At 51.5% G+C, this 13,801-nt stretch carries 12 protein-coding genes; 8 read left to right on the forward strand and 4 right to left on the reverse strand.

The window, feature by feature from the left end:
• The first annotated feature begins 170 nt into the window (after positions 1-170).
• From BW941_RS02375 to BW941_RS02400, 6 genes are all read left to right on the forward strand, one after another.
• Complete coding sequence (locus tag BW941_RS02375; RefSeq protein ID WP_084188523.1) at positions 171-863, forward strand: cupredoxin domain-containing protein; 693 nt, start codon at positions 171-173, stop codon at positions 861-863.
• Positions 864-867: 4 nt separating this feature from the next.
• Complete coding sequence (locus BW941_RS02380) at positions 868-3,246, forward strand: bifunctional diguanylate cyclase/phosphodiesterase (RefSeq protein WP_076514089.1); 2,379 nt, start codon at positions 868-870, stop codon at positions 3,244-3,246.
• Entirely contained in the window at positions 3,243-4,091 is an 849-nt protein-coding gene (locus tag BW941_RS02385; RefSeq protein ID WP_076514090.1) for a DUF3034 family protein, read from the forward strand. Before BW941_RS02380 ends, BW941_RS02385 begins: the two co-directional genes overlap by 4 nt.
• Positions 4,092-4,100: 9 nt before the next feature.
• Positions 4,101-4,523, forward strand: coding sequence for a group I truncated hemoglobin (locus tag BW941_RS02390; RefSeq protein ID WP_068435155.1), 423 nt, complete (start codon positions 4,101-4,103; stop codon positions 4,521-4,523).
• 122 nt (positions 4,524-4,645) lie between these two features.
• A complete protein-coding gene (gene tpx, locus BW941_RS02395) occupies positions 4,646-5,140 on the forward strand; it encodes a thiol peroxidase (RefSeq protein WP_076514091.1) in 495 nt (164 codons plus the stop codon).
• Positions 5,141-5,301: 161 nt separating this feature from the next.
• Entirely contained in the window at positions 5,302-6,114 is an 813-nt protein-coding gene (locus BW941_RS02400; RefSeq protein WP_245820022.1) for an alpha/beta hydrolase, read from the forward strand.
• A gap of 71 nt (positions 6,115-6,185) precedes the next feature.
• On the opposite strand, the gene BW941_RS02405 is transcribed toward BW941_RS02400, so the two are convergent.
• Complete coding sequence (locus tag BW941_RS02405) at positions 6,186-7,964, reverse strand: sodium:solute symporter family protein (protein ID WP_076514093.1); 1,779 nt, start codon at positions 7,962-7,964, stop codon at positions 6,186-6,188.
• 12 nt (positions 7,965-7,976) lie between these two features.
• Entirely contained in the window at positions 7,977-8,246 is a 270-nt protein-coding gene (locus BW941_RS02410; protein ID WP_076514094.1) for a DUF4212 domain-containing protein, read from the reverse strand.
• A gap of 162 nt (positions 8,247-8,408) precedes the next feature.
• Here BW941_RS02410 and BW941_RS02415 point away from each other — a divergent pair, with 162 nt between their 5' ends.
• Positions 8,409-9,050, forward strand: coding sequence for a MarC family protein (locus BW941_RS02415; protein ID WP_068435166.1), 642 nt, complete (start codon positions 8,409-8,411; stop codon positions 9,048-9,050).
• Here BW941_RS02415 and BW941_RS02420 read toward each other — a convergent pair.
• Entirely contained in the window at positions 8,970-11,303 is a 2,334-nt protein-coding gene (locus BW941_RS02420; protein WP_076514095.1) for an efflux RND transporter permease subunit, read from the reverse strand. The genes BW941_RS02415 and BW941_RS02420 overlap by 81 nt on opposite strands.
• Before the next feature lie 144 nt (positions 11,304-11,447).
• Here BW941_RS02420 and BW941_RS02425 point away from each other — a divergent pair, with 144 nt between their 5' ends.
• Positions 11,448-12,773 (forward strand): deoxyguanosinetriphosphate triphosphohydrolase, encoded by a 1,326-nt coding sequence (locus BW941_RS02425; RefSeq protein ID WP_076514188.1) that lies wholly within the window; start codon positions 11,448-11,450, stop codon positions 12,771-12,773.
• Here BW941_RS02425 and BW941_RS02430 read toward each other — a convergent pair.
• Positions 12,761-13,777 carry an alpha/beta fold hydrolase gene (locus tag BW941_RS02430; protein WP_076514096.1) on the reverse strand — a complete coding sequence of 339 codons (1,017 nt, stop codon included), beginning with the start codon at positions 13,775-13,777 and terminating at the stop codon, positions 12,761-12,763. The genes BW941_RS02425 and BW941_RS02430 overlap by 13 nt on opposite strands.
• Positions 13,778-13,801: the final 24 nt, after the last annotated feature.

The raw sequence follows: 13,801 nt of genomic DNA on the forward strand, positions 1-13,801 counted from the left end.
CCGCTTTACCCTCGCTCGTTCCAATTCAGACTTTGCGGGAAAGGCACTTCTTGACTACGTTTAATATATAGCGATGGGCAAACCAACGACGAGTCGCGAGTGCGCCGTTCATCGAATTGGAAACCGTTAACTGTCAGCGTATTGACTGTAACTTAGGAGCATGGCGTCGTATGAATGACATACTGGGGGGCTTTTTCGTTCGGGCACTCGTTCTTTCTTCCTGTCTTCTTATCGTATTTCGGGCATCTGCGCAGGAGTATCGAATCAAGATTACGGATATGGCTGGACAGCCTATGGAACATGCCGTGGTATCTATCCGAACGGACAGTCCGGCGCCAGTGGCAAAGACTATTGCTTTGATGGATCAGATAGACCGGAAGTTTGCACCACGTGTACTTACCGTCAATCAAAACGATCTTGTTTCTTTCCCCAACAGCGACAACATCCGCCACCACGTGTATTCCTTTTCTGCGCCCAAGGTCTTTGAGATCAAATTGTATGCCGATGTACCCGAAGCACCGATTGAGTTCGCTGAGCCAGGTATCGTCGTGCTTGGGTGTAATATTCATGATGACATGATCGGCTACATCTATGTGACGCCACCCGAATTTGTATCGGCAGTCACCGACAGTCTTGGGGAGTCCGTTATTGAATCTTCGGGGGATATAACAGAGGTGCGAATCTGGCATGAGCGCTTGTCTGCCGTCGAAACCGATCAGATCACCCTGACTACTCAGGGGCTGCAAAACTATCAGAGCGGTGAAAGAGCTTACCTGATTGCTATTAACCCAGAACTCCCACCAATTGAAACCAAAGCCAGCTCGCACAATCACGGCGGTTTTGGCAATGGAATGAGAAGGTAATCGGGTGCTCGGTTCAAAAGGTGCGCCATTCAGCCTCCGCGCTCAGCTTCTGACATTTACTGCGGCTCTGGTCGTGGTGTCGTCCTGCACCGTGCTTCTGTTGGTCTTGTTCAGCAGCGGTAGCGCAATCCGCGAGACGGTTAATCAGGAGATGCGTGACGGAGTCCGGAGTTTTACTTCTGCGATTTATGCCCGCCGGCAGCAACTGATTAGCAACGCCTCTTTGCTGGTATCAGATTTTGGTTTTAAGCAGGCTGTAGCCACCAATGATGCGGAAACGATTCTCAGTATGCTGCAGAATCATGGCGAACGTGTGAGCTCGGATCTGATGGTAATCGTTAACCTGGATGGACGCGTTGTTGCATCGACCGAGCCAACACTTACTCGTGGACAGAGGTTTTCTTACGATCGGGCCATGGGCGAGGTCAGGGCGGGTAAAACGTTCGCTGACTTTTTAGTGATAGGTGATGCTATCTATCACATGGCTCTTGTTCCAGTGCGGGCGCCCCGCCTCACGGCCATGGCAGGCATTGGTACCAGAGTGCGTCCGGAAGATATCCGTAAATGGATCGCACAACCTAATATTCACCTCACCTTTGCCAATGGTCTACCCGGCGAGCAGGCCAACTGGGTAGTAGAAACATCGCTTCCGGATCTGAGTTCTGTTGTTGAGGCTATCCGGGCTCCAGAGAACCTGAACAGCCTTGTGCGATTGCCGTTTCAGCGGGTGCAGAAATATTCAAGCCGAGAAGTTGATCTCTCTTCGGGAGACAGCAACGTAAAAGTATTTATGACCGAGGACTTGTCCTCCTATTTTAAATCTTATGAATTTATCAGAAACCAGATTCTGGCTATTGCTGTTCTGGTCCTGATTATTGCAGTGATCGGTAGCTTTGTTATCAGTCATAGATTGACCAAACCACTCATTATTCTCGCGGGAAAAGCACGTGAAATAGCGCGTGGTGTATACAGCGATATGTCTGAAATACCCGTAACCAGCTCTGATATCGGTAGTCTTACGCGGGCTTTCCGTCGCATGAAAGTGGACCTGGCGGAACGTGAAGAGCGCATTCTTTATCAGGCATCGCATGACTCACTTACGGGTTTATTGAATCGTGATGCCATGATTGAAGCCGTCTCGGGAATTGCTGAGCGTGGTGATAGCTTTATTCTCCTCGGCTTAAATCTGGTCGGTTTTAAAACCATCAACGACACACTGGGTATAGAGATTGGTGACGAATGTCTGGTCACCGTTGCTAAGCGCTTACAGAAAGTTGCTCTTGAGGGGATTGCCTCAAGACACTCGGCAGACGAGTTTTCAATGCTGCTGCCAGTAACTGAGGATCAGGAAACGACGGCGCAGAAAATTCTTTCCTGTCAGCGAGTGTTGAACGACCTGGCTGCACCTATGCAAATAGATGATCTCAGTCTGACGGTAGACTATCGCGCGGGATTTATTGTTTACCCTGATCAGGCGGAATCGCCGTCACAGCTTCTGCGCCGGGGCAAGGTCGCACTAGAGCATGCGATCACCACAGCGACTCCGCTTTATTACTTCCGTGAAGGTCAGGATAAAGTTCACCTGAAAAAGGTGAAAATTCTTAAATACCTGAAAGAAACACTCCAGAACGACGACGACCAGTTGCAGATGTATTACCAGCCGAAATACAACGTGCGTACCGGGGAAGTTGAGAAAGCCGAAGCTCTGATCCGTTGGTTTCATCCGGATGAGGGATTTATCCCACCTGATATGTTTATCGAACTCGCAGAACAGACGGGACTCATTGGCCTGGTCACGTCCTGGGTAATAGGCCGGGTATTGGACGATCAGGCAGATATGAAGCGAGCCGGAATTTCATTGCAGTTATCGATCAATATGTCAGCTCAGGATCTGAGCAACGATAACTTGCGGGTGCTGATTGATCAGAAGCTGATTGAAAATAATCTGGATGCTGCAGATATCTGTCTGGAAGTCACCGAGCGGGACATGATGACGGATGTCGACAAATCACTGGATCTACTCAATTACTATCGTAGTCGCGGTTTCCGACTATCGATCGATGATTATGGTGTCGGTTATTCAGCACTGTCGAAGCTAGCGATGATGCCCGTACACGAACTGAAAATCGATAAGTGTTTCATACTGAGACTAGCGAGCCGTGCAGATGATCAGATTATTGTTCGCTCAACGATTTCCATGGCCCATGAGCTGGGACTTTCAGTGATTGCTGAGGGCGTTGAGGACAAAGAGTCTCTTGATTTCCTGGCTACGCTCGGATGCGACTATATTCAGGGATACTTTATTGCTAAACCCATGTCCCGGGATGCACTGGGGCAATGGTTGCAGGAATTTAATCCAGACCGTCTGGTGGAGGAAAAATGAAGACTAAACTAATCACATTAACAGCGGTAGCCATATCCACTCTGGCCGTCGCTGATGTCAATGCCGGTTCACGCTTGATAGCGACATCTGGCGTCACTCAGCTTGAGGGTGGAGCTGGCGGTGGTCTGACTCCATGGGCGGTCATCAGCGGCTATGCCGATGAAGGCGAATATTCCATTGGTGCATTTCACACGTCGACCGACGTGCAGGATTTCCGCCTGAAGGTAAATGGGGTTTCAGCCAGTTACGACAATCGGTTTGAAATCAGTGCTGCTCTGCAAAGCTTCGAGATTAAAGGCGTAGCAGGAGATCTGAGGCAGGAAATTTACGGAGCCAAATACCGGATTTATGGTGATGCTATTTATAGTGCTCTACCACAAGTCGCAGCAGGTATTCAGTACAAACGACTTCTCGATGGCGATATTGCAGACGCGGTAGGAGCCGAAGATAGCGATTCAGGCATTGATTACTACGTGTCTGCGACCAAAGTTCATCTGGCGGCTGTCGCAGGCTATCACTTTTTATGGAATGCCACATTGCGGGCAACGCAGGCTAACCAGATGGGATTGCTGGGATACGGTGGCGATGATGAATCAGGCTACACATTACAGCCTGAAGTATCAGCTCTGGTGCTGTTGACGGATGACCTGGCCCTAGGGGCTGAATACCGGAAAAAGCCGGATAACCTGAGTGCATTTGACGAAGACAGCTTCAGCGATCTTTTCGTCGCCTGGTTCCCTAATAAAAATGTCAATCTGACTCTGGCGTATGCCGACCTCGGTAGTATTGCCGGTAGCGAAGATCAGGATGGCTTTTACTTTTCTATTTCAAGCTGGTTTAAATAAGGAAGTATCATGATTAAAAAATTGACTTGTATTGCTGCCTTGTTTACGGGCCTGGCCTGTTTCAATGTCGCTCAGGCGGATGATTATTATCAGGAGCTCGGTGGCAAAGAAGGCGTAGAGAAAATCGTTGATAATTTTATTAATGAAATATCTTTCGACCAGAACATCGTAAAGTTTTTCGAAGGCACGGATATCACCCGACTTCGAGAAAAACTCATTGAGCAGTTCTGTCATGAAAGTGGTGGGCCGTGTGAGTATACCGGTGACTCCATGAAAGACGTTCATGCCGGCATGAAGATAACAAAGGCGGAGTTTAATCGGGTAGTCGAGCTGCTACAGGCAGCTATGGATGATGCAGGAACGCCTCAGACTGCTCAGAACCGACTGATACGCTCGCTGGCGCCTATGCGCCCCGATATCATTCATCAATGAGTTTGTTCCCGATGGTGAAAGAACTGTTTTGTCGCCATCGGGATTTTCTTTACTAAGAATGATTGAAAGACCTATCGAGCCATAGCATAGTAATCGTCCATTTCATCGATGTGAGACGACTCATGGCAACTGTTACTTTGCAAGGCAATCCTTTTTCAACGGCTGGTGAGCTGCCACCAGTAGGTTCAAAAGCGCCTGGTTTTACTCTTGCAGCCGCAGATCTCAGTGATCTGACTCTTGATAGCCTGTCGGGGAAGCGGGTTATTCTGAACGTCTTCCCGTCTGTTGATACGCCTACCTGCGCTACTTCTGTGCGTAAGTTTAATGAGAAAGCCGCGTCTCTGGATAACGTTGTTGTTGTCTGTATCTCTGCTGATCTGCCCTTTGCGATGGCGAGATTCTGTGGCGCCGAGGGCATTGATAACGTACTCGTTGGTTCCACTTTCCGCTCCAGTTTTGGCGATAACTACGGCGTAACCTTCGTTGAAGGGCCGCTGACCGGGCTGCTATCACGCTCTGTTGTGGTTGTTGATACGGATGGCTCTGTGCTGCATATCGAACAAGTGGGTGAAACTGCCGACGAGCCGGATTACGACGCCGCTCTGGCCGTTCTTTGATTTACCAATAAGCTGAAAGCTGGCTGCTTACGAGGGCCGGCTTTTTGTATTTCTGATCTGGTTGATGTCGGATCTTTTACTCCTCAGGTTCAGAGTTAATGAAAAAATTGATCTGGCTCCCCATAGCCTCGATCTTAAGTGCATGTAGCCCATTGGGCCTCGTGAACGGAATTTCGAACGTTTACAACGCAGATCTTCGTAAAGACATCGCTTACGGTGAGCACGAACGCCACAAGCTCGATCTGTACCTTCCTGAGAAAAAAGAACGTCGTCCACCGGAAGAGAAGACACCAGTTATTCTCTTTTTTTATGGCGGCAGCTGGAATAGTGGCTCTCGCAGCGACTACCGCTTTGTCGGCCGGCGACTGGCCAGTGAAGGCTATATTGTCGCCGTTGCTGACTACCGTCTCTATCCGGAAGTGCGTTACCCCGAGTTTCTGTACGACAGCGCCGGAGCCGTGCGTAAGTTATCCGAAATTATCCGCTCCGGGGATCTTCAGGAGTACAATCCTGACCCGAGAATGACGTTGGTTGGCCATAGTGCAGGCGCCTACAATGCGGCCATGATGGCACTTGATAAGACCTGGCTTGGTCGTGAGAATCTCGATCGTTCAGACGTCTTAAATGGCTGGGTAGGCATTGCCGGACCATACGATCTGTATCCGATCAAAATCGAAGAGGTGAGGCCTGTATTCTTTCATCCGGATTATCCGCCAGATTCGAACCCAATTGAGTTTGCTTCCGAGGCTGTTGTTCCTGCGCTGCTTCTGGTTCCTGAAAATGATGACCTGGTTGACCCGCAAAGAAACAGCTTTGCCATGGCAGACAAGCTTCAGGAAGCCGGTAAAGATGTCGCTATTCAGCAACTGGAAGGTACGTCCCACGTGACGATTATCGGTACCATGTCACCACTGTTGTTTTTTAAGGCCAGCAGTGCTGAGCCTGTTATCGAATTTGTCGAAACGCTGCGCTAACAGGCGATTGAAGATCCAAAAAAAAGCCCCGGCACTGCCGGGGCTTTTTTTGTTTAGAACCACTGCTTTAATCAGTGATCCTGAGCGTCTCCTGCACCTTTCGGTACACGGATGTCTTCAACCATCTGGCGGATATCGTCAGGCACAGGTGCCGTCATGTTCGATACCACAAACGCCACGACGAAGTTGAGCAAGGCACCCAGTGCACCGAAGGCTTCTGGTGAAACACCAAGGAACCAGTTGTCCGGAGTATTCGCCAGCAGTTCAGTGCCGGGAATAAACAGGAAGCCTTTGTAGCTGAAGATGTAGAGCAGGGTGCTCAACAGACCCGCCAGCATACCGGCAATTGCACCTTGTTTGTTCACCTTCGTTGAGAAGATACCCATCATCAGTACAGGGAAGATCGAAGACGCAGCCAGACCAAAGGCGAGAGCCACTACCTGCGCTGCGAAGCCCGGAGGATTCAGGCCGAGGTAGCCAGCCACCAGAATCGCGCCGGCCATCGCAATACGCGCTGATAAGAGTTCGCTCTTCTCACTGATGCCTGTCATAAAGGTACGCTTCAGCAGGTCATGAGAGATCGCTGTTGAGATCGCCAGCAGTAGGCCGGCAGCGGTAGACAGTGCAGCGGCAAGACCACCGGCGGCAACCAGTGCAATCACCCAGTCCGGCAGCTTCGCGATTTCAGGGTTGGCCAGTACCATAATGTCACGGTCGACTTTCACCATCTCGTTGCCTTTCCAGCCGTATTCGGCTTCGGCTTTCGCAGCGAATTCCGCATTGCCATCGTTGTAGTACTGAATACGACCATCACCGTTCTTATCTTCAAACTGCAACAGTCCGGTATTTTCCCAGTTCTTAAACCAATCTGGACGTTCCTCGTAGACAAGGTTGCCTTGCGGATCGCCGACTTCACCATGCTGAATGGTATTGGTCAGATTCAGACGTGCCATCGAGCCAACAGCCGGTGCTGTGGTGTACAGAATAGCGATGAACAGCAGAGCCCAACCAGCAGACGTACGGGCATCGCTCACTTTAGGTACAGTGAAGAAACGAATGATGACGTGTGGCAGACCGGCTGTACCCAGCATCAGCGACAGGGTATACATCATCATATTGAAGGTACCGCCTTTCTGGGCCGTGTATTCCGCAAAACCGAGGTCAACCAGCGTCTGGTCGAGTTTCAGCAGAAGCGGTGTCCCGTCAGCCGTGTCACCGATCAGGCCCAGCTGAGGCAGTGGGTTACCGGTCAGGTTCAGTGAGATAAATACCGCAGGGACGGTATAAGCGAAAATCAGTACGCAGTACTGCGCAATCTGTGTGTAGGTAACACCCTTCATACCACCGAGTACGGCGTAGAAGAATACGATCGCCATACCTGAGTACAGGCCGGTCGCGTAGTCAACGTCGAGGAAGCGGGAGAAGGCCACACCAATACCTTTCATCTGACCGATTACATAGGTCAGCGACGCTACGATCAGACAGATCACAGCAACGATACGGGCGGTGCTTGAATAAAAGCGGTCACCGATAAAGTCAGGCACTGTGAACTTACCGAACTTACGCAGGTAAGGTGCAAGGCAGAGTGCCAGCAGCACATAACCACCGGTCCAGCCCATCAGGAAGATAGAGGCGTCGTAGCCTTTAAAGGCAATCAGACCCGCCATTGAGATAAATGATGCGGCTGACATCCAGTCCGCGGCCGTTGCCATACCGTTGGCGACCGGGTGAATGCCGCGGCCAGCAGCATAATATTCGCCCGTTGTTCCGGCTCGTGCCCAGATGGCAATACCGATATAGAGCGAGAAGGTAAGGCCGACAACAATATAGGTCAGGGTTTGCAGATCCATAACAGGCTCCTCTTATTCGTCGTCATCAACGCCGAACTCACGATCGAGTTCGCGCATTTTTTTGGCGTAAATAAACACAATGGCCAGGAACACATAAATGGACCCCTGTTGTGCGAACCAGAAGCCAAGGCCTACACCACCGACCGGAATCGCATCCAGAACTGGACGCAACAGAATGCCAAACCCGTATGAAACGACTGCCCAAATAACCAGCAGTACGAACATCAGATTCAGGTTTTTTTGCCAATAGGCCTTTTTATCTTCGTCAGACCGGAAAGCCATAACCCACTCCTCGTTTTTATTGGTACTTCACCAAACTAGCCTTGAGGGATGTCGCAGAACAGCTAGACCTTGGTATTAACGCCCGGATTACGGGCATTCACTGGAGTCGACTTTGGGGGAGTGCTAGAGTCAAAGTTGAACAGGATAAAACAAGGTTGAGTTGTGCTAGAAATCGCTGCAATCACACTGGCCACGCTGTTTGCGACGGTCAGTCCGATTGATATTTCCGCTATTTTTGCGGCGTTAACATCTGAATATTCGGATCAGAAACGTAAGAAAACGGCGATCCGGTCTGTTGTGGTTGCGACTATAGTCTTACTCATTTTCGCCATCCTGGGTGAGGCCTTGTTGTCCGTTCTGGGAATTTCGATGGCCTCATTACGTACTGCCGGTGGCATTATTTTGCTGTTGATTGGTATCGAAATGGTGTTTGCGAGGACTTCGGGGGCCAGCAGTACAACCGAACTTGAGGACGAAGAAACACAGGAGCGTCAGGATGTTTCTGTGTTCCCCATGGCATTGCCTCTGATTGCCGGGCCCGGAAGTATGGGGGCCGTTATGCTGATGATGGCCCACGCCAGCGATATTTATCAGCAAGCCACCGTGGTTGTGTGCATTCTGGCCATTATGATTCTGACGTTGATCTGTCTGTTTGCTGCAACTCCGATTACCCGCTTGCTGGGGGTAACCGGAATGCATGTGATTATGCGGGTAATGGGGGTATTACTGTGCGCTCTGGCCGTTCAGTTTATCTTTGACGGCATCATCGAGAGTGGATTGCTGGCGCCGGTCCACCAGGAGTAGCAGTGGCGGCAACAGCAGAAAGTCGATGATCAGTGCAACGGCAATAGTCAGTGCCAGTAAGAGTCCCATCGCCCGGCTTGGCAGGAAGTGTGAAAACTCCATAACGGTGAAACCACCAACCAGAATTGCTGACGTGATAAGTAAGGCGACGCCGACTGTCTGGAAGGCATAACGAATCGCATCCTCGACATTCCGACCCAGAGTCACGCGCGCGTAGTTGTACTTACTCAGAAAATGCACGGTATCGTCGACGACAATCCCCAAAGAGAGGCAGGCAACCACTGAGGTGGCGGTGTCGACGTGTCCCACCAGAATACCCCAGAGCCCATAGGCCATCAGAGCAGGGAAAACATTCGGCACCATGCTGATGACGCCAAGACGGAACGAGCGCAGCGCGGCAACCATCAATAACGAAATCAATACCAATGCCAGTGCCGTTCCTTCCAGCATCGACGATACATTGCGGTGTGTCAGGTTGGCGAACACCACATCCAGACCCGTTGTCTCAGTAATATTAAGCAGTGGCGCATGTGTCTTTGCCCACTCGACCGCGCGTGCTTCCAGCTCCCGGATACTCGCTGAGTCAGTGCGCTCAAGCGTCGCGCTGAGTCGAGTCGCACTGCGGTCACTGGTAAGCGTGGTATCGAGTCCCAGCCCCATAGGTAAGGAAAGCTCATACAGTAAAAGATACTGAGCGGCTGCCTCAGACGACTCTGGTATGCGATACCAGTCTTCGTTGTCTTCATGCAGATTTTTATTCAGGCGTTTTATCGTGTCGCTGAGAGCGCTTACATGGACAACGCCGGGCTGAGCTTCAAGCCAGCGATCGAATGCATCCAGTTGTGTTAAAAACTCAACGTTATTGATGCCGTCTGCTTGTTTTGAGTCGGCGACGAAGTAGAGCGCGTGCAGGCCCTTCAGGGATTCTTCAATGTGATCGACGGCACGGCGTACCTCAAATGATTCGTCGAAAAACTCATGCCAGCGTTCCGTAATGATGTTCCGGTTGGCCATGGTGGCACTTCCTGCGACGACGGCCAGCATCACAACAAATAGTACCTTGTGATGTTTGATCACGCGGTTGGCAAAGGCATCCATCCACACTCTTTGTCCACGAGCCTTATAGCGGGTGGGAGCCGGTAGTAATTGCAATGCCGCCGGTAAAAAAGTGATGGTCAGCGCCCAGGCGACCATTACACCCACAGCAATCATATTGCCCATGTCGCGGTACGGAGGAGAATCGCTGGTATTCAGGGCCAGTACCCCAATCATGGTGGTGATACTGGTAACAAACACGGGTGAGAAATTGATCGTGAGACTGTTCATCAGTGCGTCACGTTTGTTATCACCTTCCCGCAGGTGATAGTAATAAGACACGAGGATGTGGATGGTATCGGCAACCGTGATGGTCATGACCGCGGTCGGGACGAAACCGGTCGGTGGGGTCATGGTGTAGCCCAGCCAGCCAAACAGTCCCAGGGTAATCAGGACCGACATCCCGATAAGCGCCGTTACCAGCACAACCCCAGAAAACGTCCGCAGCATGACCAGCATGATAACCAGCATTACTGAGAAGGAGATCACCAGCAGAGAGTTAATGTCCTGACTGATGGCTTCTCCCATGGTTACGTTTGATGCCGCAGAGCCACTCAATTCAATCTGAAATTCAGGGTAGTCCGGGCGGACTTGTTCCAGAAACTGCCGGGCTGAATTTACTGCTTCTGAGGACGCCTTTGCTGAGTCGCCGTCCGGCAGGTAAAGGGTCAGGTTGATACCGGTTACTTCACCATCCTCGCTGATGTTTTTAAGCAACATATCAGGGTGGTTGATGGCTTTTTTCTGCAGGGCATGAAGGTCGTCAGGTAGTTCATCTATGCGGTAAAAATTGTCGATGATCAGCTCGTCACCATCGACCTCGGTATTCTGGAAATTCTGCATTGAATCCACGCGCTGTACATGGGGCAGGGCCCATGCGCTTTCTGTCAGGAATTCGACCAGCTCGAGCCCGCGTGGTGAAAACAGCGATACATCCTGTGAGGAAACCAGAAAATACAGATTGTCCTGCCGCGTAAACCTGTCCTCCATGGCTTCAAAGGCCTGAAGCTCCGGATTTTCATCGCTGAAATAAGTGCGGAAGTCGCTGGTAAACGTCAGGTTCGCAACACCCGCTCCAAGGCCTGATAAGGTAGTGGCAACAAGAAGAAGCGTGATCAGTGGGTGTTTCAGAATGGTCTCAAAGTAGCGGACTAACATAATCGCACACTGTTTTTTCGAGTAGGGCGATGAGGATAACCAGAAATGAATCTCAATCAAGGGTAATTAGTGTCATGCCAAGGTATACTCGGAGCATACAAAGCAAGGGGCAAAAATGTGGATCAGCAGGAGCAAGTCGCGATGATGAATTGGGAGAAGTTGCTCTCACCAGTCCGGTTTGGTGAGCAACAGGGAAGCCTCGCTCTGGAAAGTGGACGTACGCCATTCCATAAAGATTACGACCGGATAATCTTTTCTTCAGCCTTCCGTCGTCTCGACAGAAAAACTCAGGTGCATCCGCTGAGTGAGAATGATCATGTTCATACGCGACTGACACACAGTCTGGAAGTTGGTTGTGTAGGTCGCTCGTTGGGTATCCGCGTAGGGCAGATGCTGGGTAAGCAGTTGCCGGGGCACGTGGACGCCAGTGACGTTGGTGCTATGGTTCAGGCTGCATGCCTCGCGCACGATATCGGCAACCCGCCTTACGGACATACGGGAGAAGACGCTATCCGGCATTTTTTTGTAGATCCTCGTAACGCGCATTTTCTTGAGGGCCTCAGCCCTGACGAAGCTGCTGATCTCCAGACCTATGAGGGTAATGCTCAGGGTTTCCGCATCGTTACTCAGGTGGAGTATCACAGGTTTGAGGGCGGAATGCGTCTGACTTACGGAACGCTTGGCGCTTTTCTCAAGTACCCCTGGACGGTCGACTATGTTGCGCGTGGCGAAGAAAAGAAATTTGGCTGCTTTAATACGGAATTGCCGGTGCTGAAAGAGGTCGCTTCCAGTCTGGGGTTGTTGCCGACTGGCAAGAACGCGTGGTGTCGTCATCCATTGGTGTATCTGCTCGAAGCCGCCGACGACATCTGCTACGGCCTGATTGACCTTGAGGACGGTATTGAGCTTGGTTTGCTGCGTTATGAAGAAGTGGAGAATCTGATTCAGCCGCTGCTGAGTGAGCAGTGGGAGGTAATCCTGGATGACCTCGAGAAAGCGGACAACCCTCGTCGTCGCTTGCAGATGTTGCGTGGTCAGGCGATGGAGGCCATGGTCAATGCTGTGGCCAGTGCCTTTATTCGTCAACAGGACGCTTTGCTCAGTGGCACTCTGCAGGGCAGCATTATTGATTATTGCCCGGATGAGGTCCGCAATCTGGTCGGCGGTGCCAAGCAGATGGCGCGGGAGCGAATCTTTAACGACGGTCGAAAGCTTGCGATCGAAGTCGGCTCTTATGCCACTCTGTCCGTGCTGCTGGAAAACTTTCTGGGTGCTGTGCGTGAGAATGTTCAGACGGGCAAGGCGACATTCCGTAACCGGCGCATCATTGAGCTGATGGGACGGTCAGCCCCAGGCGCCGACTGGACATTGTATGAAGCCTACATGCGGGCACTCGACTACATCTCAGGCATGACCGACAACTACGCCGCCGAAATGGCGCGTCAGTTCAGTGGATATCAGCCGGACTGATCCGGCTTATCCAGTGGCTCGAGCCAATCCATCGGGTCACCGCTGTCTTCGTTGGCTGCTTTCTTCGACGGGATTTCAGCACGCTTTTTCTTCTTCAGCTTCTGCTGCCATTCGCTGTTTGCACGGTTTAAGTGTTTGATCAGCAACCGACTTAGCCTGGGGACCAGAGCCTCGGGAAAGTCGTGTCCCATGCCGGTAATGACACGGAGCTTGGCTTTAGATATCAGCGAAGCCGTCTCTATGCCCATGGTGACCGGAATCAGTGGGTCGTCGGCACCATGAATCACCAGCGTACGTGCCTTGATTTTCTGCAACAGGCGCCGGCGGTCACCGGCGTGAGTGATAGCGACGAGCTGGCGCTTAAAGCCAAGAGGGCTGGATGTCCGCTCCCAGCTCGTTTCTGCAAGGCGCTGTATTTCTGCTTCGGACATGGGGTAACCCGGACTGCCTATTACCTCGCTCATCCGGGTGATGTAACGGAAGTGCTCATCTCTGTTGCGCTGTACGGGCCGTCGGGCGAGTTTAAGCATTACCTGTAGTTGGTTGACGGGGACTTTTGGCGCTGACGCTGACGACATAATGGACGTCAGACTTCGGACCCGTTTGCGTTTCTTCGCCGCCAGAATCTGCGCAATCATACCACCCATCGAGGCGCCGACGAGATGAGCGCTGGGCAGTCCAAGTTCATCCATCAGGGCTACCACATCGCGGGACATATCCTTGAGGGTATAAGGGACGCGTGGCTTACGGTTCAGACGGCGTCCCAGCCACACCCGGATAAGACTCGGGTTACCGTGCTCGTCGAGGGAGGTCGATGCCCCGGTGTCACGGTTGTCGAAACGTATCACGCGAAAGCCAGCATCGACTAAACGCTGACACAATGAGGTTGGCCATACGTGCATCTGCGCTCCCAGTCCCATAATCAGGATGACGGGCGGCGCATCTTCTGGCCCCATGGATTCGTAGGCCAGCTCTATACCATCTCGGGTACGTATTCGGGTCATCAGAACGTTACCTGACCTGAGTGT

The organism is Thalassolituus maritimus, assembly GCF_900156675.1.
Taxonomy (GTDB): Bacteria; Pseudomonadota; Gammaproteobacteria; order Pseudomonadales; family Oceanobacteraceae; genus Thalassolituus; species Thalassolituus maritimus.

Coding starts and splice junctions, on each gene's coding strand:
- BW941_RS02375 (WP_084188523.1), top strand. CDS start 171: ATGAATGACATACTGGGGGGCTTTTTCGTTCGGGCACTCGTTCTTTCT.
- BW941_RS02385 (WP_076514090.1), top strand. CDS start 3,243: ATGAAGACTAAACTAATCACATTAACAGCGGTAGCCATATCCACTCTG.
- BW941_RS02390 (WP_068435155.1), top strand. CDS start 4,101: ATGATTAAAAAATTGACTTGTATTGCTGCCTTGTTTACGGGCCTGGCC.
- tpx (WP_076514091.1), top strand. CDS start 4,646: ATGGCAACTGTTACTTTGCAAGGCAATCCTTTTTCAACGGCTGGTGAG.
- BW941_RS02405 (WP_076514093.1), bottom strand. CDS start 7,964: ATGGATCTGCAAACCCTGACCTATATTGTTGTCGGCCTTACCTTCTCG.
- BW941_RS02410 (WP_076514094.1), bottom strand. CDS start 8,246: ATGGCTTTCCGGTCTGACGAAGATAAAAAGGCCTATTGGCAAAAAAAC.
- BW941_RS02420 (WP_076514095.1), bottom strand. CDS start 11,303: ATGTTAGTCCGCTACTTTGAGACCATTCTGAAACACCCACTGATCACG.
- BW941_RS02425 (WP_076514188.1), top strand. CDS start 11,448: ATGAATTGGGAGAAGTTGCTCTCACCAGTCCGGTTTGGTGAGCAACAG.
- BW941_RS02430 (WP_076514096.1), bottom strand. CDS start 13,777: ATGACCCGAATACGTACCCGAGATGGTATAGAGCTGGCCTACGAATCC.